The following is a 22,025-nucleotide window of genomic DNA, read 5'->3' as shown; positions in this document are numbered from 1 at the left end:
ATAATAAATGTAAAGTAAAAGGCACCGTTGAACGGTGCCTTTTTTTTGTTACCAAGTATCTTTTTTATAATTCATTCTGTTCCAGAAAAACCAATAAAAAACAATCTAATCAATTTTTTAAAAATCCTAATTACACATCAAAAGTGATCATCAGCTCTATATTTCAATCGTAATCAAACAAAAAAGCCTTAGTGTTTATCTTAAACTTTCTAAGGCTTTATACTATTTATATTTTAAATTTACTATTGGACACAGTGAGTAACACTAGACCCAAATAATAAACTACTATCCATTATTACGGTGTCTCTCTCTAGCTAATAATGTATTTTTAAGAAGCATTGCTATAGTCATTGGACCAACTCCTCCTGGAACGGGTGTAATAAAAGAAGCTTTTTTACTCACGTTTTCATAATCAACATCACCTACGATTCTGTATCCTCTCTCTCTGGTATCATCTGCAACTCTTGTTATACCTACATCAATAATAACAGCATCATCTTTTACCATTTCCGCTTTCAAAAAATTAGGAACCCCCAAGGCGGAAATTACGATATCAGCTTGAGAAATAATCTGAGTTATATTTTTAGTATGACTATGGGTTAACGTTACTGTAGAATTACCTGGCCACCCTTTTCTTCCCATTAGTATACTCATAGGTCTACCGACAATATGACTTCTTCCGATCACCACTGTATGTTTACCTTTGGTATCTACATTATAACGTTCTAATAGTTCTAAAATACCAAACGGTGTCGCAGGTATAAAAGTTGACATATCCAGCGCCATTTTACCAAAATTCATTGGATGGAATCCGTCGACATCCTTATCAGGGTCTACTGCTAGTAATACTTTTTGCGTATCAATTTGTGGTGGTAAAGGAAGCTGGACAATAAAACCATCAATATCCGAATTTTCATTCAGCTCTTTTATTTTAGCTAACAGTTCAATCTCGCTTGTAGTACTAGGCATTTTAACCAAAGTAGACTCAAAACCTATCCTTTCACATGCCTTTACTTTACTCCCAACGTAAGTTAGACTTGCTCCATCGTTCCCTACTAATACAGCTGCAAGGTGCGGAACTTTTTCGCCTCGATCTTTCATTTTCTGAACCTCGACAGCGATTTCATTTTTTATATCATTACTTACTTTTTTTCCGTCTAAAACTTCCATATTAAGCCCCTACTCTATTTTTAAATTATATATTGTTTAGTGTACAAGTTATTTCATTTTACCCATCATCTGCATCATGCGTTTTCCTCCTCCGCCTTGCATCATCTTCATCATTTTACTCATCTGATCAAACTGCTTAAGTAATTGATTGACTTGCTGAACAGAAGTCCCTGAGCCTTTACCTATACGCTTTTTTCTGCTAGCGTTTATAATTTGAGGTTTTGTCCTTTCATCTGGAGTCATAGAATGAATAATTGCTTCTATATGTTTAAAAGCATCATCATCTATATCCACATTTTTCATCATCTTACCAGCTCCAGGAATCATTCCAACAAGATCTTTCATGTTTCCCATTTTTTTAACTTGCTGAATTTGTTTCAAAAAGTCATCAAAACCGAACTGATTTTTAGCAATCTTTTTCTGTAATTTCCTAGCTTCTTCTTCATCAAATTGTTCTTGAGCTCTTTCTACAAGGGAAACCACATCCCCCATTCCCAAAATACGATCAGCCATACGAGAAGGATAGAACACATCAATAGCTTCCATCTTCTCTCCAGTACCAATAAATTTAATTGGCTTATTAACAACCGATTTAATTGAGATAGCTGCACCACCTCTGGTATCACCATCAAGTTTGGTAAGTATTACTCCATCAAAATTTAATACATCATTAAATGCCTTAGCCGTATTTACCGCATCCTGACCTGTCATAGAATCCACAACAAATAATGTTTCATCGGGGTTAACTGCTTTATGAATATTTGCAATCTCGGTCATCATTACTTCATCAACAGCCAAACGACCTGCTGTATCAATAATCACTACATTAAAGCCATTTGCTTTGGCATGAGCAAGACCTGCTTTAGCTATTGCAACTGGATCGTTATTACCTCTGTCACTAAAAACTTCGACATTTATTTGCTCTCCTACTACATGCAATTGATCTATTGCAGCGGGCCTGTATACATCACAGGCAACCAAAAGAGGTTTTTTAGTTTTCTTATTCTTCAGAAAGTTAGCTAGTTTTCCAGAAAATGTGGTCTTACCAGAACCTTGTAATCCTGACATTAAAACTACAGATGGGTTTCCAGATAAATTAACTCCTGCAACTTCTCCACCCATCAATTCGGTTAACTCATCTTTCACAAGTTTCACCATTAATTGTCCAGGCTTAAGGCTTTTCAGTACGTTCTGACCTAATGCTTTTTCCTTTACAGTAGCTGTAAAATCTTTCGCAATTTTATAATTTACATCCGCATCGACTAATGCTCTACGAACTTCCTTAAGTGTCTCAGCAACATTTACTTCTGTAATTTGACCATGGCCTTTTAGAATATGTAACGCCTTATCTAACTTATCACTTAAATTATCAAACATATGCTTTGTTCAGGTTTTTCTAAATCCACTTTTTTAGCAGACAGGTGCAAATTTAATGATTTGAAGTGTATTAATAAAGAATGGTTAAGACAGAATTCGAAATATCCTGAGAAGAAATTAGCTTAAAATAAAAAAGCTATTAGAAAGATTAAGAATTCTCTTTCTAATAGCTTCTTGGACATCATAATTTTGGCTAATTCAAATCATGTCCTTTGGTTATAAAGAAGGCGGAATTAACACACCATTAATTACATGTACGATACCATTAGATGCTTCAATATTAGCGATATCAACTCTGATGATTTCATTTAAAAATACTTCACCATTAATCATCTCGATAGTAACCTCATCACCCTGCACTGTAGTAACCGTCTGACCGGCAAGTAGGTCTTCCGCAGTAAGCTTACCAGACGCCACATGATATAAAAGCACTTCAGTTAATGCTTCTCCTTGCGGGATAGTATCTAGTGCATTAAATGCATCATTAGTAGGAGCAAATACTGTAAAAGGACCTTCTCCATTTAGGGTATCTACTAAATCCGCTATCTGCAATGCTCCTACTAAGGTAGAGAGTTGTGGTGTAGCAACTGCTATCTCTACGATAGACTGTAGATCCGCTGGTGGCAGTAATACTCCTTCAATTACATGTATAATACCATTAGATGCCTCAATATCTGCAATACTAACCTTTATATTACGATTCAAAAATACTTCACCATTAATCATTTCAATAGTAACCTCATCTCCTTGAACAGTAGTAACTGTCTGACCGGCAAGTAGGTCTTCCGCAGTAAACTTACCAGCAGCAACGTGATATAGAAGCACCTCTGTTAATGCATCTCCTTCTGGAACTGCATCTAATGCATTAAATGCATCGTTAGTAGGAGCAAATACTGTAAAAGGTCCATCTCCATTTAAAGTATCTACTAATTCTGCTGCTTGTAACACTCCTACTAGTGTAGAAAGTTCTGGTGTAGCAACAGCAATCTCTACAATTGACTGTAGATCCGCTGGAGGGAGCAGTACTCCATCTATTACATGTATAATACCGTTAGAAGCTTCAATATCTGCAATACTCACTTTGATCGAACCATTTAAAAAGACTTCTCCATCAATCATATCAATAGTAACCTCTTCTCCTTGTACTGTAGTAACCGTCTGACCAGCAAGCAGATCTTCTGCTGTAAATTTACCGGCTGCCACATGATATAAAAGCACTTCTGTTAACGCATCTCCATCTGGAATCGTATCTAAGGCAGCGAATGCATCATTAGTTGGTGCAAAAACTGTAAACGGTCCTTCTCCATTTAAAGTATCTACTAATTCCGCTGCTTGCAGAGCTCCCACTAAGGTAGAGAGTTCTGGTGTTGCCACTGCAATTTCTACAATTGATGGTAATGGTTGAAAAGATGGTGGTATTAGTACAGCATCGATAATTTGGATTACTCCATTAGATCCACCAATATTAGCAGAAAGAAGTTTTACAGTATCATTGATAACAATCTCATTATTATCGTTTAGACTTACCTTTATATCTTCGCCTTGTAATGTTGTTATCATTTCATCCATTAACAACTCTGGAGTATTGAATCTTCCACTAGCTACATGATATAAAAGGACCTGTCTTAAAACCTCTAATTCTGGAACTTCATCTAAGGCTGCAAAAGCTTCATCCGTTGGTGCAAAAACTGTAAAAGGGCCTTCTCCTGATAATGGCGCTACTAAATCCGTAGCTTGCAAAGCTCCTACTAGAGAAGTAAATCTACCATCCTCAACAATTAAATCTACTATGCTCTTATCCGGAAAAATCGTTCCTATTAATTCTGCATTCCAGTCTCCTCTTCCTATACCGTTACCAAAGATTCTAAAACCTCCTTGTAAATTACCTTCTGCATCCACTCTTCCAATCCCAAAAATAAGACTTCTTCCTGGAGGGTTAATTATTAAATATACGATTCCATCACTTACAATAGCTCCTCTAGTTCTAGCTTTAGTTCCATCTGGTAACACTAGATTTCCACGAACTATGGTAAAGCTTGCATGGTACAAGGTAAAATTCAATCTAAGTTCTCCTGAGATGTCTGTTCCAGCTCCAGATCCACTATTTATAGTAGCTGAAAAATCATATACTCGTCTCTCTCTACTAATATCAAATCTAGTACTTTTAGAAACGACAAACGCTTCTTCTTCATTTTCTGGCTCGGCCAATTCTCCATCAATAATGTTTTGGGTCATTTCTTCGATTTCATCAAAGCTAATAATCTTTGACTCCTCAAATTCGATCTGTTCAGGGTTTGACGGGTCTAGCTCGTTATTATCCGTCTGACAAGAGACCAAAAGGGAAGTTACAAAAAGGCACAAGAATGGTACCGTTAATCTTTGGATTAGCGTTTTCATTGGTTTTAATTTAAATTAGTTAATACTTAAAATGAGTGTGAAAAAAAGGGCATTTAGTCTCGAAAAAATCGGGGGTTTCAATTTCTAAATGCCCTTTCGGGGGGAAAATTAATTTATTTAGTCCAATGGATTGGGAACCATTACTTTATTGATCACGTGAATAACTCCATTACTCGCCTGCACATCAACAGCAACAATTTCAATATCATCATTTCCTGCTCCATCAGTTAAATTAGCTATCGCTCCATTAGTTCCAGGAATACTAACTGTAAGCGCATCTCCTTCAAGAGTACCTGGTGTTACTAAACCATCACTTAAATCACCAGAACGCACATTAGCTGCTCCAATCACATGGTGAAGTAAAATTGGCGTTAAACCACTTTCGTCAGGAATAGATGTTAATGCATCAAATGCTGCATTTGTAGGTGCGAATACGGTAAATGCAGGATTTATAAGATCTAAATTACCTCCTTCAGTTCTTGATAAGATCGCAGCAAAATCAGTCATAGGAGTTAAATCCGTTAATGCGGATACCAAAGTGGAAAAATTAGCATCTGCTGTAGCAAAGGTAACAACCGTAGGAAGTGTAATAACAGCATCTACCTTATGAATTACTCCATTAGATGCTACGATATCCGCTTCACTAACATCAGAAATACCATTGAATGAAACACCACTATCCGTATTAATGTAAATACTTAAGTTATTCATAGTATCTCCGTAAGTAGCTAATGTATTAGAGTACGTTGTAGTAAGCGCTGTAGAAACATTTGTTCCTGCTAATACATGGTTTAATAATATCTGTTCTAAAGCAGCAGCCGAAACTCCTGAAATATCACCCAAATCCGCAAAAGCATCATTATCTGGAGCTAATAAAGTTAAATTACTATCTTCTGCACTTAAAACAGTTTCAAAATCTGTATTAAACCCAGTTGTTGTTGTAGCAACCGTTGCTAGTGTAGAAAAATTACTATCTAAACCTACAAATGTAAGCATTGTCGGTAATGGAATTACTTTATCTACAGCATGTATCACACCATTGTCCGTCATTATATCCGGTGTAGTAACTGTAGACTCTCCATTAATAACTACACCATTAGTAGTATTAATATACATACTAATATTTGCCCCAGAATTAGTCTCAGTAGCTATATTTTTCACATAACCTGTTGTTAAATCAGCTGCAGTTTCAGTTGTACCTAATACGTGATTTCTTAAAATTTGTTCTAGGGTTGCATCAGGAACATCATCTAGCGAAGCCCCATCCAGGAACTCAGTAAATGCAGCATTATTAGGTGCAAACACGGTGAAAGTACCGTTCCCATTTAAGGCTACATCCAAACCAGTTCTCTGTAAAGCAGCTAATAACGAACTATAATCTGCATTATCAGATACGAAATCTGCTATAGTCATAGAATCTGGAATAAATATAGTATCATCATCATCACTACACGAAGCGATTGAAATTATACATAATGCTAAAAAAGCTTTTTTGAAGAAATTTTTCATGTTATTGGTTTTAATTTTATAATTAATTGTTCGATGATGAAACAACTGATAAAACAAAAGTGCTACCCTGAAAATTGATTTTAATACTTTTTTAACTTTTTGTTTAACCTTTTAGTTAAAAAACTAAACATTAGTTCAATCCATCATTTTCTTCGCAGGATGTTTCGAAGGCAAGAATTCTAGATAGTAGCTCATCATTATGTGTTGCATCTAAATGCTCTCCATTACTAAGCAATAATCTAATAGGGTAATTTATTGCCACTAAGGTGCTTTCATTAAGATTTTCCATAAATCCAAATACTTGAGCATCATGCAAAACCTCTATAGTACCAATTCTATTGCTATTGGAATTATAAGTTGCAAATCGAAAAGGATATACAAAATCTACACATTCAATATCATCATCATCCACTTCGCAACTATTGGCTAATGATTGCAATTCTAAATCATTTTCGATAATTTCTTCTTCATGATTATCTTTAGTTATTATAATAGGAAATTGAATTTTAATATCATCCGATTGGCTTAATTGATTATAGTCCTCTATTTGATCAATTACAATTTCTTCTGTTATATTTCTTATTATTGAATACGGTAAATTAATACTGTAACAGTTTCCTCCATCCACTAAATCATCATATGATCCATCATGTGTAACAATATTTCTCATTAATTTTGCCAGTTGAGAATCTTTCGGGATTGTATTATCCAGTGTCGAATCAATCAGTTCTCGCTCTTCTTCTTGACAAGAATTCATGAAAAAAGCACAACTAATCAACACACCTACAATACAATACCTTAACTTTTCCATATCACTATTCTTTATTCGATTTACTATAATAACAATTTAAGTGTTCAAATTCCCACTAGCTTAAGTTTTTTTTTAATTTTGAAGAAAACTAAAAATGCCTAAAGATCTATTTGAAAATGTTTGTGAAGAAAGATTGTTTTCAGAACTTTTCGTAAAACATTCTAAAAACCTTCATGACTTTATCTATTACAAATATGGAGAACATATCAATCCAAAAGATCAGGTTCAGGAAGCATTTATTAAACTTTGGGATAATTGTAATAAAGTTTCTTTAGAAAAAGTAAAAAGTTTTTTGTTCACAGTTGCTAATAATCTATCACTAAATCAAATAAAACACGATAAGGTAAAATTAAGATATCAGCAAACAGAAACAAAAGGTACAACCAACGAAAGCCCTCATTTTGTATTAGAAGAAAAAGAATATCTCCTAAAATATCAAACAGCACTTACAAAATTAACAGAAGCACAGCGAGTAGCTTTCTTAATGAATAGAATTGAAGGAAAAAAGCATAAAGAAATTGCCGAATTATTAGGGATTTCAAGAAAAGCTGTAGAAAAAAGAATTTATGGCGCACTAGAAAAATTAAGAAAAGATATCGAAGGAATTTAAAAAAAATAAAGCAAAGGGTAGGAATTAAAGCTTGTCGATTGTTATAGTATTAAGAATCTTGTTATGAAAAAGAAGGATCTTATTAAAAAGTGGTTGAACAACGAACAACTCACTAAGCAGGAATCAGAGGCGTTTGAGAAATTGGACGCCTATGATTCTTACATGAAAATATCCGAGACGGCTAAAAAGTTCAGTGCTCCAGATTACGACTTAGCAAATAACCAAGAAATACTTAAAAATAGGTTATTAGAACGAAAAAGAATTCCTTCGAAAATTTCTTATCAAAAAATATTTTTACGAATCGCCGCTATCTTTGTTCTTGGACTTGGTTTATATTTTTCTTTCTTTAAAGAGTATAACACTATTATAGATACTATTGCTAGCCAAAAAACTACTCACGAATTACCTGACAAATCAACTGTTAGGCTTAATGCTCTTTCTTCTGTAACTTATGATAAAAAAAATTGGGATAATAAACGTAAACTATCTTTAGAAGGAGAAGCATATTTTAATGTAGCTAAAGGTAAGAAGTTTGATGTTTATACTCCATCCGGTATCGTAAGCGTTATCGGAACTCAATTTAATATTAAGCAAAGAGATGAAATTTTTGAGGTAACTTGTTATGAAGGAGTAGTTAGTGTTACTATTGCTGATCAAACAAAATATTTAAAAGCAGGTGATGCTCTGGAACTAGTTAAAGACCAGATAAAAGAGAGGAAAATTACAACTAAGGAACCAACTTGGTATTCTAACAAAAGTTATTTTCAGGAAACTCCGTTCATAAGGGTATTAAAAGAACTAGAATGGCAGTATGGAGTCACTGTTAAAACAAAAAATATTAATCCTTCTGTACTTTTTACGGGTAATTTTGTACATTCAGATATTCAAACTGCATTAAAGTCAATTACGATTCCGATGCGTTTGAAATATGTGATTAATAACAAAACCGTAACCTTATATAAAGAGTGATTAAACCCAAAATCCTCGTTTCCAGTATACTTATATTTTTTGTTCTTTTTACGGCTACATCGCAAACCGAAAAAGGCACGCATTCTCTTATTTCTGTTTTAAAAACTATTCAGAAGAAATTCGGATACGATTTTTCATATATTAATCAAGAATTGGAAGGTATTTATATTTCCAAACCCCTTGATTCGATAAATTTTGAGGAAACCATAAGACATCTTAAAAACAATACACCTTTTAACTATACTGTTTTAAAAGATAAAACAGTAGCGTTAAGTTTTAGGCCAGTAGAAATTTGTGGAATTCTAAAAGGTTCTGATGACATCATCATAACTGATGCTACTATTCAGAGTTCAAACAACGCTACAATTAGTGATGTAGAGGGTAAATTTATACTTAAAATTGAATCTCCGAATGAGAAAATCAAAATTAATTACCTAGGATATATACCTATAATACTTTCTGCACTAGATTTTATTAAAGAACCTTGTAAAAAAATTATTTTAACTCAGAAAGTTGAATATATAAATGAAATTATCCTTAATGATTATTTAATTAAGGGGATAGATAAACAATTAGATGGTTCTGTTCGTATAGATTATAATAACTTTGGTATTCTACCAGGTCTTACCGAACCTGATTTATTACAAACTATACAAGCTCTTCCTGGTATTCTAAGTGTCAATGAATCTGTTTCTGACATTAATGTACGCGGTGGAACTAATGATCAAAACCTTATATTATGGGATGGAATAAAAATGTATCAATCCAGTCATTTTTTTGGACTCATATCTGCATTTAATCCATATCTAACCAAAAATGTACAAGTATTCAAAAATGGCTCTAGTGCAAGCTATGGCGATGGAGTTTCGAGTGTGATCGCTATGAATACCACCAACAACATTAATGATGAATTAGATGCTAGTATTGGTTTAAACTTAATAAGTGTAGATAGTCATATTGACACTCCTATTAACAAAAAATCTTCCATTCAATTAGCGGTACGACACTCAATCAATGAAATCCTAAAAACTCCTACCTATAACAGATTCTTTGATAAAGCATTTCAGAATTCCGAAGTTATTAGTAATGATAATTCTGATGAGCGGTTTTCTTTTTATGATGCAAGCATGAGATGGTTGTACAAATTATCATCAAAAGATCTTATTAAAATAAACGCTTTGGTAATGCGCAATAAACTTGTTTTTCAAGAAAATGCTACGGATAGTCAGATTGATATTTCTAGAGAAAGTAGTGCTAAACAAAAGAATATTATAGGTGGTATTTTATATCAGCGCAATTGGAGCGAAATTTTTCAGAGTGAATTACTAATATATGGAACTAATTATACGCTAGAAACGGTTAATTCGGATATACCAAACAATCAAAGGCTTTTACAAGAAAATGATGTTTTGGAAAATGGCATAAAACTAAACACATTACTTAAAGCTAATTCGAATATTATTTTAAAAAATGGATATCAATTTAATGAAACTGGAATATCATATCTACGAGATTTAAACAATCCAACTTTTAGAGACCTAACAAAGGAAGTAGTTCGAACACACAGTTTATTCTCGGAGATGTCTTATAAATCCGAAAACAACTCTCTATATGCCAATTTGGGAGTTCGCCTTAATTATTTAGAGAAGTTTGATACATATATTTTTGAACCACGTGTAAATCTTTACAAACGATTTACAAATCATTTCACACTAGAGTTTCTCGGTGAAATAAAAAGCCAGTCAAGCTCTCAGATTATTGATCTTCAAAATGATTTTTTAGGGATAGAAAGTCGAAGATGGGTATTATCCAATAATGAGGATATTCCTATCCTAAAAAGCAAGCAAGCTTCTATTGGACTTAGCTATAACCATAATAATTGGTTAGTCACCACAGATTTCTATTACAAAGATGTCGAAGGTATTATTACCCGAAGTCAAGGTTTTCAGAATCAATTCGAATTCATAAACGATCATGGTAGCTATTCTGTTTTGGGAATTGATTTTTTGGTCAATAAAAGATTCAAAAACGTTAGTACTTGGCTTAGCTACTCCTATGCGGACAATGAATATACATTTAATAATTTAAGCCCTACTAATTTTCCTAATAATATTGATATACGTCATAATGTAAATTTTGCTGTTGCATATCATAAGAATAATCTAAAAATCTCTGGAGGTATTAACTGGCATAGTGGAAAACCAACTACTTTACCAAACCTTAATAATGTGATCGAAAATGAGACTATAGATTACTTGAATCCTAATAGTGAACGGTTGGATAGTTACATCAGATTAGACCTTTCTTCTACCTATACTTTTAAAATTACCGAAAAAATAAACGGTCTTGCAGGAATTTCTATTTGGAATATTACCGATCAGGAAAATACTTTTAATACTTATTACACTATAAGAGATCAAAATGAATTGAAAGAAGTAGAAGAATTTGGTCTTGGCATTACCCCAAATGCTGTTTTTCGTCTAAATTTCTAAAGATTCTTTACACCATTATACGTAACTACATCTTCTCCACCGGCTACTTTTTCAATATTTTTAATGATTTCAAAACCATTTTTCTTAAAAAAGTCTTTTGTACTCATATTAATTCGAGTAGTTAAGATTCCCATATTAGCATCTTCGGCTACACTCTCTAAGGTTTTATACAACTCTTTCGCAATACCTCTACCTTGGTAATTCTGATGCACAAAAATATATTCTATTACTCCATCTTTACTTAGAGCAAATGAACCAACTACCTCTCCATTTAGTTTTGCATTGTACACAAAATCTTCAGTAAACTTTTGAATCCAATGTTTTTTATCCAAAGCTAATCTAGAAAATATTTTCACTTCTTCTTTCGTAAAAATTTTGGAACCATAAATAGTAACTGTCTGATAAAACAAACGCTGCATTAATGGTAAATCACTATCAGTAGCTCTAGAAATTTGATAATTCATTTAGTATGGCAGAAGAAAACTTCTTTTGTTATGGGGTAAAACAACTTTTTCCTAAAATAAACAAAAAACACTTATAAATAAAAATTTTTGTTAAAAAAAACATAAAATTAGATGAAAATATTGTAATTTATACCTGCCCTAAATAATATGTATGAAACACCGCTATCTTTATTTGACATTGGCATTACTACTTTTTAGTAATATTTCTCTTTGTCAACAAAAACAATTGGACAGCCTTATTTTAGTTACAAATTCTACATCGGATTCATTACATATCAACTTAGCTGCTGACCTAATTTATGAATTGAGCTTGAATGAACAATTCGCAAAAGGTTTAAAGTATTGCGATACTTTTATAAGAATTTCTAAAAACATAAAATATGATAAAGGAGTTGGTCAATTACACAATGAGAAAGCATCTATATATAACCAAACTGATGAACTCTACGAATCATTAAAATGTTTTGACCAGGCGGCTCTATATTACGGAAGAATCAATTATACACGAGGACTGGCGATGATCCAAAATAACAAAGCTGTTATAGAACAACGATTAGGCAACCCTGAAAAGAGTATTACCCATCTCTTAGAAGCAAACATATACTATGAAAAACTAAAAGACAGTGTTAGTTTATCGACAACTATCAATAATATTGGCAACGTGTACGGAGACCTTAATGAATTTGATGCTGCTAAGAAATATTACTACCAGTCATTACAGTTAAAAAGGAAAACTAATTCTAAAACCATAGGTTCTACACTAAATAACTTAGCTATAATTTATACAAAAGAACATAAGTTAGACAGCGCATTAGTTTTACTAAATCAATCATTAAGAGTAAATAAAAAAGATAATGATAGCAAAGGTATATCTGAAGCATATAGTGCACTAGGCAAAATCTCTTTTATTAAAAAAGAGTATCAACAGGCTAAAAAATATTATGAATCTGCGCTTTTTCTTGGTGGAAAAATAGCTTACAAAGAACGACTTACTCGAACAAAATTATCATTGGGTGAAATTGCTATCAAAACCAACAAATACCAGGAAGCTGATACATATATATCTGCTGCCAGAAAAGATGCAAAAAACCTTAACTCTACTCCATTATTGCTTAATAGCTATGATTTATCTTCGGTTTTAGATTCTGCAAGAGGTAATTATGTAGGTGCCTACAAGTGGCAAAAAGAATATAAAAATTTATTTAATGAACATATACTTAAAGAAACCAGCCAGAAGATAGAGTTGGTTAAAAAAAGACTCGAAAACGAAAAAAGACAACAAGCAATTTTGGATAAACAAAAAATAGCAGAACAAGAAGTTAAGGAAGAACTATTTAAACAAAAAATCTACACTTACATTGCGATTGCTGCTTTTGTTATAGCGATTATTTTTATCGTCGGAATTGTAAAAAGCAGATTGCAAAGAGCTAAATATATTAAAGAGCTAAACGAATCTAATCAAGTAAAAAATAAATTGTTTTCAATAGTCTCTCATGACTTGAAAAATGAAATTCACGGGCTGGACAACACCTTTAATCTATTAAGAGATGATGTGATTTCTGAAAATGAATTCAAAGAGATTATTCCGATACTTTCTAATAGCACTCATCAGACTTCTTTACTATTAACCAACCTTTTAAATTGGTCAAAATCTCAAATGAATGAATTAAAAGCAAATCCTAGACTTTTTAATTTTTCAGAAATAATACAAGATAAATTCACTTTTTTTGCATCCAAAGCATCTCATAAACAAATAAAACTTATCAACAACCTTACTAACGCTACTCTAGTTTACGCTGATAAAGATATGAGTAACATTGTAGCACAAAACTTAATAGCTAATGCCATAAAGTTTTGTAGCTCTGGAGATACAATTACAATTTATAAAAAAGAGGAAGAAAAAAGTACCAAAATATATTTTGAAGATACAGGAATAGGAATTTCTGAAGAAAACATAACAAAACTATTTTCTGAAGAAAATTTAACTACTAAAGGGACAAATAATGAAACAGGTACTGGGTTAGGATTAAAAATATGTAACGAATTAATTACTCTGAATCAAGGAACTTTAAAGGTAAAAAGTCATCAAGGAGAAGGAAGCACTTTTTGTATAACACTTCCTAAAACTTCAGCCTCCTAAATTTTATTACATACGCTCTGGAACCTGAACTCCTAATAGTCCAAATGCAGATTTAATAGTAGCACCTACTACTCCTGAAAGCTGAACTCTAAAAATCTTTTCGGCTTCAGAATCCGCCCCAAATATCGATACATTTTGAAAAAACGAATTATATCCCTTTACTAAATCATACGTATAATTAGCAATAATTGCCGGACTTAAATCCTTTGCTGCATTCTGTATAATTTCAGGATATATTTCTAATAACTTTATTAGTTCTTTCTCTCTTCCATCCAATTTTATATTTTCCAAGGAATCATTCAAATCAAAATCGGCTTTACGTATTATAGCTTGAATTCTTGCGTATGTGTATTGGATAAAAGGTCCCGTATTTCCCTGAAAGTCCACAGACTCTGATGGATCAAAGAGTATTCTTTTTTTAGGATCTACCTTTAGAATGAAATACTTTAATGCCCCCAAACCAATAGTTTTGTATACATTATTTTTTTCTTCTTCGGAATACCCTTCTAATTTTCCTAATTCTTTAGAAATTTCTCCAGCAGTCTCCGCCATTTCTATAATTAGATCATCTGCATCAACTACAGTACCTTCTCTACTCTTCATCTTACCGCTAGGTAAATCAACCATCCCATAACTTAGATGATGTAAATTCTTGGACCAATCGTACCCAAGTTTTTTAAGAATCAGAAAAAGCACCTTAAAATGATAATCCTGCTCGTTACCTACGGTATAAATCATACCTCCGATATCTGGATTATCTTTTACACGCTGTATCGCTGTACCAATGTCTTGAGTCATATATACTGCCGTACCATCACTACGTAACACTAGCTTTTCATCCAATCCTTCATCCGTAAGATCACACCAAACAGATCCGTCTTCTTTCTTAAAGAATACCCCACTAGCAAGACCTTCTTCTATATTATCTTTACCTAAAAGATAGGTATTACTTTCATAATAATAACTATCAAAATCAACACCCAAAGTTTTATATGTTTGATCAAAGCCAGCATATACCCAACTGTTCATGATTTTCCAAAGCTTTACAACATCTTCATCACCAGCTTCCCATTTTCTAAGCATTTCTTGAGCTTCCACTAAAATAGGAGCTTCTTTTTTCGCTTCGTCTTCGGTTTTACCCGAAGCAATCAACTCTGATATTTCGCTTTTATATTCCTGATCAAACTTCACATAATAATTACCTACCAGTTTATCACCTTTTAATCCTGTAGATTCTGGAGTTGCTCCGTTACCAAATTTTTGCCAGGCCACCATACTTTTGCAAATATGGATCCCTCTATCATTAATAATCTGGGTTTTATATACTTTTTTACCGCTAGCTTTAATGATTTCTGATACCGCATAACCCAATAAATTATTTCTTATGTGACCTAGATGTAATGGTTTATTGGTATTTGGAGAAGAATATTCTACCATTACAGCTTTATCTCCTTCTTTTGGAGTTACAAAACCATAATGTTCGACATCTTTTATTTCTGTAAAAAAGTTTAGATAATATTGATCAGCAACTACAAGGTTTAGAAACCCTTTTACTACATTAAATGATGTAATCTCTTCTACCTGCTCTACCAAATACGCCCCTACAGCTTCACCTATCTGAACGGGATTACCTTTTACGACGCGTAACATAGGAAAAACTACGACTGTAATATCACCTTCGAACTCCTTACGAGTTCCTTGTAGTTCTACAGATTCTAAGTTTGTACTATACAGTTCTTTTATCGCTGCTTTTACTTGCCCTGAAATGGTTTGCTGTAATGTCATTTTATAAATTGTATTTGATACAAAAATCAGGCTGCAAAGATAATAGAAATATAATCTTATACCACTTCAATACCCATCAATTCGTATCTTGTAACAAAAGAAAAAATGCTGGTTAATAACACATACCGAGATCCTGAACTAAAAAAAATTCTTGATGAACAAGTAGGGAAACCTTTTAGTATAAGGGAACGAATAAAATTAGGTGGGATCGGTTCTCCTAAACTTAACATAACAGAAGCCAGTATAGAAATCAATAATTTACTAATACTCGATAACAATTTAAACAGCTGTAATATTGAGCTTAGACCTAAAGGTATTTTAGTAGGTTTTGGAGTTCGTTTAGAAACATACTTACTAGTTATTCCTTTTTACAAATTAACGATTTACAAAGGGAAAGCAGAAGAATATAGTATTTATAAAGACAATTATTTTATTAAATTTTATGCGAAGAGTACGGATACCTCCATCCATAAATATATAAAAAAAATAATCCGTTACAAAGCAGATAACGGTCCTACTAACGTTGAAGATTTATGATAAAAAGAATATTATTTTTACTAAGTATAGTTATAATTATTTCTTGTTCTGGAGATGATCATAGTAATCAACATGTAACTGAAGAAGCTCAGAAATTTTACAAAGGCATGGATCTATCTTTTCAATCAGAATTAGATTCTTATAATATTCAATATAAAGATCAGAATAATAATGCTATTGATTTATTAGATTATGTGACATCCAAAGGCAGTAATCTTATTCGGCTAAGATTATGGCATACCCCAGAAGGAGGGTTTAATTCTTTGGAAAAAGTAAAACAGTATGCTCTAAAAATCAAAAGTACAGGCGCTGATTTTTTACTTGACATTCATTATTCTGATACTTGGGCAGACCCTGCCAATCAAGAACCTCCATTATTTTGGAGCACTTTAACAAATTCTGAAATCAAAAATGCTATTTACGAGTACACCAAAAAAGTAATTTCAGAATTAAAGGACCAAGGAACAACTCCTACTATCGTTCAGATCGGAAATGAAACAAATTCAGGTTTTCTATGGGATTATGGTAAAATATGGAATGAGTTTGATAACAATTGGCTCCAATATATAGCACTTTCTAACACAGCTGAGAAAGCTGTCAAGGAAATTGATCCTAATATAAAAACGATGATTCACGTTGCTGGAATTAACTTCGCCAGATTCTTTTTTAAAAAATTTGAAGAATCCGGTGGAAATTATGATATCATTGGTCTTTCCTATTATCCCCAGTTTCATTCCAAAAATCTTAACCAAATTAAAAATGATCTCAGTTTTCTTGCGGTTACATTTAATAAAAATATCCTTTTGACCGAAATATCATATCCTTTTACCTTTAATTGGAATGATAATCTCAACAATTTTATTGGTGATCAAAGCCAAATCTTGAATGAATTCCCGGCAACTCCAGATGGACAGAAAGATTATTTAGAATGGATTATCAAAATCTTAAAAGAGATTCCGAATAATAAAGGGTTAGGTTTTTGTTACTGGGCGCCTGATTGGGTAGCTTTTGAGGGTAATGAAAATACCTATTCAAATGGATCTTCATGGGAGAATCAATGTATTTTTGATTTTGAACATAAAGTTTTAAAGGTAATTGAAGTTTTTTCGAGTGATTAATTCTTTGTAACTTATACCTAAAAAGATGCGAATACTACTCACTGGTGCCAATGGTTATATTGGTATGAGATTACTACCACTATTACTAGATTCTAATCATGAAGTTACTTGTGCTGTACGTGATAAAGATCGATTTTCTATTGATCAAGAAATGGCTAAAAAAGTTTCAATTGTAGAGATCGACTTCTTAGAAGATCCTGACCCTAGTATTTTACCAAAGAACATTGATGTAGCCTATTACCTTATCCATTCTATGAGTTCATCAACTTCTGACTTTGATAAAAAAGAAGAGATTTCCGCTCAAAATTTTAACACCTATGTTGCTCAAACAAATATCAAACAAGTAATCTATCTAAGCGGTATTGTAAACGAAAAGAATTTATCTAAGCACCTTTGGTCTAGAAAAAACGTTGAGGAAACTTTATATCAGGGAAAATTTAATCTTACTGTTTTACGATCCGGAATTATCGTTGGATCCGGAAGTTCTTCTTTTGAAATCATAAGAGATCTATGTGAAAAATTACCTGTAATGATAACGCCAAAATGGGTAAACACCAAAACTCACCCTATTGCTGTTAGAGATGTTCTAAGCTTTATGACAGGAGTATTAGGTAACTCTGAATGCTACAACCAGTCATTTGATATCAGTGGACCTAATGTAATTACCTATAAACAAATGTTATTGCTTTACGCAAAAGTAAGAAGTATAAAACTTTTTATTTTTACGCTACCTGTTATGACTCCAAAACTTTCTTCTTATTGGTTGTATTTTGTAACCTCGACTTCTTATAAGCTAGCATTAAATCTAGTTGACAGTATGAGTATACCTGTTGTCGCTAACGACAATCGGTTACAAAAAATACTAGATATTGAGCCCATGACATATACAAGAGCACTGGAACTAGCATTTATAAAAATAGAGCAAAATCAAGTAGTATCCAGCTGGAAGGATTCTATGATCAGCGGACGTTTTGATAAAGATATCCAGAAATACGTTACAGTTCCAAAAAAAGGGTGCCTTAGAGATAAAAAGAAAATTAAAATTAGTGATCCCAATAGAGTAGTTGAAAGAATATGGGCAATCGGTGGAGAAACTGGTTGGTACTATGGGGATTGGATGTGGAAAATAAGAGGATATATAGACAAGTTTTTTGGTGGAGTTGGATTAAGAAGAGGAAGGACGAACCCAGATAAAATTTACTCTGGAGACGCTTTGGATTTTTGGCGAGTTTTAGTAGCTGATAAAAATGAAAAGCGCTTATTACTTTTTGCAGAAATGAAGGTACCCGGAGAAGCTTGGTTAGAATTTGATATTGACAAAAACAACATACTCCATCAAACCGCTACATTTAGACCAAGAGGAATTTGGGGCAGACTATACTGGTATCTTATGGTTCCTTTTCATTACTTCATATTTGGCGGAATGATACGCAATATTGTATCGAAAAACAAAAAATAATATAGACAAAAAGCTTATTTTTATCGATAAATAACACTTTTTATTAAAATATTAGTATTTTTGTATAAAAATCAAATGCAGAGATCATTACTTCTTCTAGGCTTATTAATTACTACAATTAGTTGTAGCAATAAGATAGAACAAGGCTCTCAAATTGATGATCTTACAGGTATATTATCAGGGAAATTTTCATCAAAAAAACAAGCAAAGGAAGAATCTGGTTATTCTGCAGTATGTTTGATCAATATCCCGATCTGGGATGATAGACCAGGGTATTGGTTTTATCAAGAATTATATGATGAAAAAAATAGTACCTCAATTTATAACCAAAGAATAATAAATTTTAAGAAGTTAGATAGCTTAACCATTAGCAGTGTTAACTATAGTATTCCTGATCAAAAAAGATATGCAAATGGCTGGAAAGACATTTCTATTTTTGACCATTTAACCATTGATAGCCTTAAAATCAGGGATGGATGTGATGTGTATTTCAAAAAGAAGACATCTACTATTTACCATGGAAAGACAAAGAAAGGAACTTGTTCCAGTAGTTTCAGTAGTAAAATATCTTACACTACAAGTAATATAGTTATCAGTAAAAACAAAATCACTTCTTGGGATCGAGGTTATAATACACAAGGAAAACAAATATGGGGCAAAATTCAAGGTCCCTATAAATTCATTCGAGTCCGAGAAGATTAAGAAATTAATTCATAAAATCTCCTAGCGTTTTATTTTCTAAGACTTTTAAGGTATTATCTCTTACCTCAATCATAAGTTTATGTACTGTACAAGCATCTTCATCAGGACAATCATCACATTTTTCATAAAAGTTCAAACTTACACAAGGTAACATTGCTATTGGTCCTTCTAACACCCTTATTACCGATGCCATTGAAATCTCTTTAGGCTCTTTAATTAGATAATATCCACCGCCTTTTCCTTTTTTAGAACCTAAAAAACCATTCTTACGAAGCGTGAGCAATATACTTTCTAAAAATTTTTGAGAAATATTTTCACTTTTAGCAATCTCAGATATCAAAACAGGATTTTCACACCGTTTTCTTGCAATATAGGTTAGTGCTTTTAATCCGTATTTTGTTTTCTTCGAAAGCATTTGTTTATTTATAATATCAAAAATAGTTAAAAGATATCACTTCACATTTTTATGATATCTTTTAACCGTTTTTCAGATGATAATTATCTTTTTGGAAGAAAAACTTCCGCCATCATACAACGGGCGCTTCCTCCTCCTAATCTTTCAATTGTTTCAAGATTACTGTGTAGTATTGCACAATGTTTTTCTATTTTAGATACTTGATCTTTTGACAAACTATTGTATGCTGCAGAGGACATTACCAAATATTGTTTTTCATCCGCTCCAACTACTTGTAACATATTTCCTGCAAAGTTATTCACCTGATCTTCAGTAATTGAAATTATTTCTTTGCTATCGTTCTTTAAGTGATTTACTAAGCTTTTTCGTTCTTTTTTATCATCTACACAATCTAAACATACTACTGCAAAAGTTTCTCCGACTCCCATCATAACATTAGTATGATAAATTGCCAATCGCTCACCTTTCACTGTTTGATATGCCGTAAAAATCACCGGAGTATATTCAAAATCCTCGCAGAACTCAATGAGTAATTGTTCATCTGCTCTTGGCGAAAGTGCACAGTACGCTTTTCTATGAAATCTATCCAGAACAAGGCTTCCTGTCCCTTCAAGAAAAACATCATCTTCCTCGGCCTCCGTATAGTCTATTATATTCTTTATTTCGAATCCAGCATCTTCAATTGTATCTAGAACCTCTGGGCGACGTTCTCTCCTTCTGTTAACAGCAAACATAGGATATAAACCTACATCACCATTTTCATGAAAAGAAATCCAGTTATTTGGAAAAATAGAATCTGGCGTATCATTTTCTAGCTTATCATCTATTACAATAACGTTTACACCTACTGATTTGAGTTTTTCGACAAAACTATCAAATTCTTTCTGTGCTTTTATATTAACATCTTCTGTACTATTATCACTGGCATCCTGATAATAATTATTAACTGCTGTTTCCTCATTCATCCTAAACTTAACCGGACGAATCATTACTATAGTGTTTGTGATTTGTTTCATTATTTAATCTCTTATCAATGGCATAGTAGAACAACGTAAAAGGCCTTCTTGTTTAGCTATTTCTGAATAAGGAACTTCTTCTACAGTTATACCTAAGCTACGTAACCAAGTATTTAATCTAGTAAAACCTTTCTCAGAAATTACTATATCTTCTGATATAGAAAATATATTAGAGTTCATATAGTACATTTCGTCTCTAGTAATGTGGAATAAATTTTCATTTCCAAAAAAGTCGACTAAATATTTATAATCATCTAAATTTCTGAATCCTTCTTTATGAATTATAGCTTTATTCTTACCCACAGGTTGAAAACAACAGTCTAAATGTAAAGCGTTATCTCTTGGGTCATCCATTGATTTATTTAGATCAAACTCCTTCACTATTTTCTTTGGAAAAAGTGATCTAATATACGCTACCCCTTTCATGTTCGTTCTAGCTACAATACAATCGCTATAATCTTCTGCTTTATAAGTTCCTATAAAAATATGATCATTATGGATCATGATATCACCTCCTTCAAAATGAATATCTTCTGATGGAGCCTTATAGACTTTATTTGGATTGATTTGATCAATTACATATTGAATCGCCTTAATCTCTTTTTCTCTATCTGGAAGTATATTTGATTTTATAAATGTATCCTCTATTACTAACCCAATATCCCTTGCAAAAATTTGATTATAATTCTCTATTATCTCGGGCCTAAATACTTTTACATCGTATTTTTCAAAAACCTTGGCTACAGCTTCCATTTCTGAAATCATATCAGACTCTTTGGGGTAAGTCCCAGCTTTAATATGCTCTATCGATTTAGGATCGTAAGCTTCTTCAATTTTTGGCACAGGACCATTACTTATGGCTGTACCTAAAACAACTGCTCTAAGTCTTGAAGTTTCATTTTGGATATTTAATTTCAATCGTTTAATTTTAAGGTAAAACTATAATTATTATATCATTTATGATCCAACAAATATAGGAAGAGGGGCGATGTAGATGCTAATTTTATTCAAAAAAAATATCAACTTTTTATCATATTCCCAAAGTAAGCTTCTT

18 protein-coding genes are annotated in these 22,025 nt (G+C 32.6%); 8 read left to right on the top strand and 10 right to left on the bottom strand.

The window, feature by feature from the left end:
• Positions 1–285: 285 nt before the first annotated feature.
• The 5 genes from Q0829_RS12540 to Q0829_RS12520 form a co-directional block, all read right to left on the bottom strand.
• Positions 286–1,170 (bottom strand): bifunctional 5,10-methylenetetrahydrofolate dehydrogenase/5,10-methenyltetrahydrofolate cyclohydrolase, encoded by an 885-nt coding sequence (locus Q0829_RS12540; RefSeq protein WP_118461141.1) that lies wholly within the window; start codon positions 1,168–1,170, stop codon positions 286–288.
• A gap of 48 nt (positions 1,171–1,218) precedes the next feature.
• A complete protein-coding gene (gene ffh / locus Q0829_RS12535; RefSeq protein ID WP_298543259.1) occupies positions 1,219–2,547 on the bottom strand; it encodes a signal recognition particle protein in 1,329 nt (442 codons plus the stop codon).
• A gap of 216 nt (positions 2,548–2,763) precedes the next feature.
• Positions 2,764–4,944, bottom strand: a complete 2,181-nt coding sequence (locus Q0829_RS12530) for a fasciclin domain-containing protein (RefSeq protein WP_298543254.1) — start codon at positions 4,942–4,944, stop codon at positions 2,764–2,766.
• A 117-nt stretch (positions 4,945–5,061) separates the two neighbouring features.
• A complete protein-coding gene (locus Q0829_RS12525; RefSeq protein WP_298543251.1) occupies positions 5,062–6,453 on the bottom strand; it encodes a fasciclin domain-containing protein in 1,392 nt (463 codons plus the stop codon).
• Between the two features lie 130 nt (positions 6,454–6,583).
• The gene (locus tag Q0829_RS12520) at positions 6,584–7,264 is read right to left on the bottom strand and encodes a hypothetical protein (RefSeq protein ID WP_298543249.1); all 681 of its coding nucleotides are present in this window, start codon (positions 7,262–7,264) and stop codon (positions 6,584–6,586) included.
• Between the two features lie 94 nt (positions 7,265–7,358).
• Here Q0829_RS12520 and Q0829_RS12515 point away from each other — a divergent pair, with 94 nt between their 5' ends.
• The 3 genes from Q0829_RS12515 (at position 7,359) to Q0829_RS12505 (ending at position 11,335) form a co-directional block, all read left to right on the top strand.
• A complete protein-coding gene (locus Q0829_RS12515) occupies positions 7,359–7,874 on the top strand; it encodes a sigma-70 family RNA polymerase sigma factor (protein WP_298543246.1) in 516 nt (171 codons plus the stop codon).
• A gap of 63 nt (positions 7,875–7,937) precedes the next feature.
• A complete protein-coding gene (locus Q0829_RS12510; protein WP_298543243.1) occupies positions 7,938–8,843 on the top strand; it encodes a FecR family protein in 906 nt (301 codons plus the stop codon).
• Positions 8,840–11,335, top strand: coding sequence for a TonB-dependent receptor (locus Q0829_RS12505; protein ID WP_298543238.1), 2,496 nt, complete (start codon positions 8,840–8,842; stop codon positions 11,333–11,335). The genes Q0829_RS12510 and Q0829_RS12505 overlap by 4 nt, the downstream gene beginning before the upstream one ends.
• Here Q0829_RS12505 and Q0829_RS12500 read toward each other — a convergent pair.
• Positions 11,332–11,799: a GNAT family N-acetyltransferase gene (locus Q0829_RS12500; RefSeq protein ID WP_298543235.1), complete on the bottom strand. Its 468-nt coding sequence runs from the start codon at positions 11,797–11,799 to the stop codon at positions 11,332–11,334. The two genes, Q0829_RS12505 and Q0829_RS12500, sit on opposite strands and share 4 nt — an antisense overlap.
• A 151-nt stretch (positions 11,800–11,950) precedes the next feature.
• On the opposite strand from Q0829_RS12500, the gene Q0829_RS12495 reads away from it, so the two are divergent.
• Complete coding sequence (locus Q0829_RS12495) at positions 11,951–13,939, top strand: tetratricopeptide repeat-containing sensor histidine kinase (RefSeq protein ID WP_298543232.1); 1,989 nt, start codon at positions 11,951–11,953, stop codon at positions 13,937–13,939.
• 6 nt (positions 13,940–13,945) lie between these two features.
• On the opposite strand, the gene argS is transcribed toward Q0829_RS12495, so the two are convergent.
• Positions 13,946–15,724 (bottom strand): arginine--tRNA ligase, encoded by a 1,779-nt coding sequence (gene argS, locus Q0829_RS12490; RefSeq protein ID WP_298543230.1) that lies wholly within the window; start codon positions 15,722–15,724, stop codon positions 13,946–13,948.
• Between the two features lie 105 nt (positions 15,725–15,829).
• Between argS and Q0829_RS12485 the strand changes: the two genes are divergently transcribed.
• From Q0829_RS12485 to Q0829_RS12470, 4 genes are all read left to right on the top strand, one after another.
• On the top strand, positions 15,830–16,261 hold the full coding sequence (locus Q0829_RS12485; protein WP_298543226.1) for a hypothetical protein: 432 nt from the start codon (positions 15,830–15,832) through the stop codon (positions 16,259–16,261).
• Entirely contained in the window at positions 16,258–17,379 is a 1,122-nt protein-coding gene (locus Q0829_RS12480) for a glycosyl hydrolase 53 family protein (RefSeq protein WP_298543223.1), read from the top strand. Before Q0829_RS12485 ends, Q0829_RS12480 begins: the two co-directional genes overlap by 4 nt.
• A 25-nt stretch (positions 17,380–17,404) precedes the next feature.
• Positions 17,405–18,838: an SDR family oxidoreductase gene (locus Q0829_RS12475; RefSeq protein WP_298543220.1), complete on the top strand. Its 1,434-nt coding sequence runs from the start codon at positions 17,405–17,407 to the stop codon at positions 18,836–18,838.
• Between the two features lie 75 nt (positions 18,839–18,913).
• Positions 18,914–19,540, top strand: a complete 627-nt coding sequence (locus Q0829_RS12470; RefSeq protein ID WP_298543218.1) for a chromophore lyase CpcT/CpeT — start codon at positions 18,914–18,916, stop codon at positions 19,538–19,540.
• Positions 19,541–19,544: 4 nt separating this feature from the next.
• On the opposite strand, the gene Q0829_RS12465 is transcribed toward Q0829_RS12470, so the two are convergent.
• The 3 genes from Q0829_RS12465 to Q0829_RS12455 all read right to left on the bottom strand — a co-directional run bounded on the left by Q0829_RS12465 (position 19,545) and on the right by Q0829_RS12455 (position 21,889).
• The gene (locus tag Q0829_RS12465; protein ID WP_298543216.1) at positions 19,545–19,955 is read right to left on the bottom strand and encodes an Rrf2 family transcriptional regulator; all 411 of its coding nucleotides are present in this window, start codon (positions 19,953–19,955) and stop codon (positions 19,545–19,547) included.
• 83 nt (positions 19,956–20,038) lie between these two features.
• The gene (gene ctlX, locus Q0829_RS12460; RefSeq protein WP_298543213.1) at positions 20,039–20,971 is read right to left on the bottom strand and encodes a citrulline utilization hydrolase CtlX; all 933 of its coding nucleotides are present in this window, start codon (positions 20,969–20,971) and stop codon (positions 20,039–20,041) included.
• A 3-nt stretch (positions 20,972–20,974) separates the two neighbouring features.
• The gene (locus tag Q0829_RS12455) at positions 20,975–21,889 is read right to left on the bottom strand and encodes an amidinotransferase (protein WP_298543211.1); all 915 of its coding nucleotides are present in this window, start codon (positions 21,887–21,889) and stop codon (positions 20,975–20,977) included.
• Positions 21,890–22,025 lie beyond the last annotated feature (136 nt).

This window comes from uncultured Aquimarina sp. (assembly GCF_947492405.1).
Taxonomy (GTDB): Bacteria; Bacteroidota; Bacteroidia; order Flavobacteriales; family Flavobacteriaceae; genus Aquimarina.
The sequence above is the reverse complement of the archived record's forward strand: the minus strand, read 5'-3'. Positions and strand labels throughout refer to the sequence as shown.

What these genes read in the sequence shown, in the direction of transcription:
- Q0829_RS12540 (WP_118461141.1), bottom strand. Translation starts at nt 1,170, where the DNA reads ATGGAAGTTTTAGACGGAAAAAAAGTAAGTAATGATATAAAAAATGAA.
- ffh (WP_298543259.1), bottom strand. Translation starts at nt 2,547, where the DNA reads ATGTTTGATAATTTAAGTGATAAGTTAGATAAGGCGTTACATATTCTA.
- Q0829_RS12530 (WP_298543254.1), bottom strand. Translation starts at nt 4,944, where the DNA reads ATGAAAACGCTAATCCAAAGATTAACGGTACCATTCTTGTGCCTTTTT.
- Q0829_RS12525 (WP_298543251.1), bottom strand. Translation starts at nt 6,453, where the DNA reads ATGAAAAATTTCTTCAAAAAAGCTTTTTTAGCATTATGTATAATTTCA.
- Q0829_RS12520 (WP_298543249.1), bottom strand. Translation starts at nt 7,264, where the DNA reads ATGGAAAAGTTAAGGTATTGTATTGTAGGTGTGTTGATTAGTTGTGCT.
- Q0829_RS12515 (WP_298543246.1), top strand. Translation starts at nt 7,359, where the DNA reads ATGCCTAAAGATCTATTTGAAAATGTTTGTGAAGAAAGATTGTTTTCA.
- Q0829_RS12510 (WP_298543243.1), top strand. Translation starts at nt 7,938, where the DNA reads ATGAAAAAGAAGGATCTTATTAAAAAGTGGTTGAACAACGAACAACTC.
- Q0829_RS12500 (WP_298543235.1), bottom strand. Translation starts at nt 11,799, where the DNA reads ATGAATTATCAAATTTCTAGAGCTACTGATAGTGATTTACCATTAATG.
- Q0829_RS12495 (WP_298543232.1), top strand. Translation starts at nt 11,951, where the DNA reads ATGAAACACCGCTATCTTTATTTGACATTGGCATTACTACTTTTTAGT.
- argS (WP_298543230.1), bottom strand. Translation starts at nt 15,724, where the DNA reads ATGACATTACAGCAAACCATTTCAGGGCAAGTAAAAGCAGCGATAAAA.
- Q0829_RS12485 (WP_298543226.1), top strand. Translation starts at nt 15,830, where the DNA reads ATGCTGGTTAATAACACATACCGAGATCCTGAACTAAAAAAAATTCTT.
- Q0829_RS12480 (WP_298543223.1), top strand. Translation starts at nt 16,258, where the DNA reads ATGATAAAAAGAATATTATTTTTACTAAGTATAGTTATAATTATTTCT.
- Q0829_RS12475 (WP_298543220.1), top strand. Translation starts at nt 17,405, where the DNA reads ATGCGAATACTACTCACTGGTGCCAATGGTTATATTGGTATGAGATTA.
- Q0829_RS12470 (WP_298543218.1), top strand. Translation starts at nt 18,914, where the DNA reads ATGCAGAGATCATTACTTCTTCTAGGCTTATTAATTACTACAATTAGT.
- Q0829_RS12465 (WP_298543216.1), bottom strand. Translation starts at nt 19,955, where the DNA reads ATGCTTTCGAAGAAAACAAAATACGGATTAAAAGCACTAACCTATATT.
- ctlX (WP_298543213.1), bottom strand. Translation starts at nt 20,971, where the DNA reads ATGAAACAAATCACAAACACTATAGTAATGATTCGTCCGGTTAAGTTT.